The sequence below is a fragment of the Caloranaerobacter ferrireducens genome, from assembly GCF_001730685.1.
GTDB lineage: Bacteria > Bacillota > Clostridia > Tissierellales > Thermohalobacteraceae > Caloranaerobacter > Caloranaerobacter ferrireducens.
In genome coordinates this window covers 1-3,086 of the sequence record NZ_MDJR01000019.1, presented here as the reverse complement: position 1 = coordinate 3,086, position 3,086 = coordinate 1, and the positions used below count along the sequence as shown (strand labels likewise).

Here is a 3,086-nt window from a genome sequence, read left to right as displayed (position 1 = left end):
AAAACTGCACAGCGTAATGCTTTTGGTCAAGCCCTCGACCTATTAGTACCTGTCAGCTAAAGACATTACTGTCCTTACACCTCAGGCCTATCAACCAGATAGTCTATCTGGGGTCTTACTCCTTGCGGATGGGAAATCTTATCTTGAGGGGGGCTTCGCGCTTAGATGCCTTCAGCGCTTATCCCTTCCAGACTTGGCTACTCAGCTGTGCCCCTGGCGGAACAACTGATGCACCAGCGGTCTGTCCATCCCGGTCCTCTCGTACTAGGGACAGCTCCTCTCAAATTTCCTGCGCCCACGGCGGATAGGGACCGAACTGTCTCACGACGTTCTGAACCCAGCTCGCGTGCCTCTTTAATGGGCGAACAGCCCAACCCTTGGGACCTACTTCAGCCCCAGGATGAGACGAGCCGACATCGAGGTGCCAAACCTCCCCGTCGATGTGGACTCTTGGGGGAGATAAGCCTGTTATCCCCGGGGTAGCTTTTATCCGTTGAGCGATGGCCCTTCCACTCGGAACCACCGGATCACTAAGTCCAACTTTCGTTCCTGCTCGAGGTGTCTCTCTCGCAGTCAAGCTCCCTTCTGCCTTTACACTCTACGCACGATTTCCGACCGTGCTGAGGGAACCTTTGAGCGCCTCCGTTACCTTTTAGGAGGCGACCGCCCCAGTCAAACTGCCCAACTGACAGTGTCCCAAGACCGGATTCACGGCCTCTGGTTAGAATTCCAGTACCACAAGGGTGGTATCCCAAGGTCGACTCCATCGAAGCTGGCGCCCCGATTTCTCAGTCTCCCACCTATCCTGTACATGTGATACCAAAATCCAATGTCAGCCTGCAGTAAAGCTCCACGGGGTCTTTCCGTCCTGCCGCGGGTAACCAGCATCTTCACTGGTACTACAATTTCACCGGGTCCCTTGTTGAGACAGTGCCCAAGTCGTTACGCCTTTCGTGCGGGTCGGAACTTACCCGACAAGGAATTTCGCTACCTTAGGACCGTTATAGTTACGGCCGCCGTTTACTGGGGCTTAAGTTCAGTGCTTCGCATTCGCTAACACTTCCCCTTAACCTTCCAGCACCGGGCAGGCGTCAGCCCCTATACTTCGTCTTTCGACTTAGCAGAGACCTGTGTTTTTGGTAAACAGTCGCTTGGGCCTATCCTCTGCGGCCGGCTAAGGCTTCAGTCGCTAAGACCTACACCTCCTCCGGCACCCCTTCTCCCGAAGTTACGGGGTCATTTTGCCGAGTTCCTTAACAAGGGTTCTCCCGCTCGTCTTAGGATTCTCTCCTCGCCTACCTGTGTCGGTTTGCGGTACGGGCACCTGTTTACTCGATAGAGGCTTTTCTCGGCAGTATGGAATCGGCTGCTTCGCTACTTGAATTTCGCTCCCCATCACCTCTCGGAATTGTCCCTACGGATTTGCCTATAGGAACTTCCTACCGGCTTGGACGCACTCAACCAACGGTGCGCTCAGCCTATCCTCCTGCGTCACCCCATCTCTCAAACGCAAACAGGTGGTACAGGAATCTCAACCTGTTGTCCATCGCCTACGCCTTTCGGCCTCGGCTTAGGTCCCGACTAACCCTGAGCGGACGAGCCTTCCTCAGGAAACCTTAGGCTTTCGACGGGTGGGATTCTCACCCACCTTTCGCTACTCATGCCAGCATTCTCTCTTCTGTACAGTCCACCACTCCTTACGGTGTAGCTTCTACCCGTACAGAATGCTCCCCTACCCAGCGCTTCGCGCTGCCGCAGCTTCGGTGACAGGTTTGAGCCCCGGACATTTTCGGCGCAAGACCACTCGACCAGTGAGCTATTACGCACTCTTTAAATGAATGGCTGCTTCTAAGCCAACATCCTGGTTGTCTGTGTAGTCTTACATCCTTTACCACTTAACCTGTACTTAGGGACCTTAGCTGGCGGTCTGGGCTCTTTCCCTCTCGACTATGAAACTTATCTCACATAGTCTGACTCCCAAGGAACATGACTATGGCATTCGGAGTTTGATAGGTTTCGGTAGCGTGTGAGCGCCCCTAGACCATTCAGTGCTCTACCTCCATGTCACTACCTTGAGGCTAGCCCTAAAGCTATTTCGGGGAGAACCAGCTATATCCGAGTTCGATTGGAATTTCACCGCTACCCACAGGTCATCCCAGCCTTTTTCAACAGACACGGGTTCGGGCCTCCACGAAATTTTACTTTCGCTTCACCCTGCCCATGGGTAGGTCACCCGGTTTCGGGTCTACGACATGCAACTTAAGCGCCCATTTAAGACTCGGTTTCCCTACGGCTCCAGACCTTAAGTCCTTAACCTCGCTGCATATCGTAACTCGCTGGCCCGTTCTACAAAAAGTACGCGGTTGCACATATAAAGTGCTTCCACTGCTTGTAGACATAGGGTTTCAGGTTCTATTTCACTCCCCTCCCGGGGTTCTTTTCACCTTTCCCTCACGGTACTATGCGCTATCGGTCACCAGGTAGTATTTAGCCTTGGGAGGTGGTCCTCCCTGCTTCCCACAGGGTTTCACGTGTCCCGTGGTACTCTGGATCACAACCCTAAGTTTCTTTCGTTTCGCCTACAGGACTATCACCTTCTGTGGTTGGCCTTTCCAGACCTATTCGGCTACAAAAGTCACTTAGTTAACGGCTGTGTCCGCAACCCCTGCAAAGTAAAACCTTGCAGGTTTGGGCTGTTCCCCTTTCGCTCGCCGCTACTTAGGGAATCGAGTTTTCTTTCTTTTCCTCGGGGTACTTAGATGTTTCAGTTCCCCCGGTGTGCCCTCACCTACCTATGTATTCAGTAGGTGATACCTAGGGTTTGCCCTAGGTGGGTTTCCCCATTCGGAAATCCCCGGATCAACGCCTACTTGCGGCTACCCGAGGCGTATCGGCGCTTATCCCGTCCTTCATCGGCTCCTGGTGCCAAGGCATCCACCCTATGCCCTTACTAGCTTGACCAGAAATCATAGTATCCAGTTACTAGTCGCCAGTTACCAGTTACCGCTAAACTCCTTTAGAAGTTGGCTTGATAACCAGTACCCAGTACCTAGTACCTGATACATTATACGCTGTGCAGTTTTCAA

General features: G+C 53.0%; 1 rRNA gene. It reads right to left on the bottom strand.

Annotation, left to right across the window (positions count from 1 at the left end):
• Positions 1–22: 22 nt before the first annotated feature.
• Positions 23–2,961 (bottom strand): 23S ribosomal RNA (locus BFN48_RS11990).
• Between the last annotated feature and the right edge of the window lie 125 nt (positions 2,962–3,086).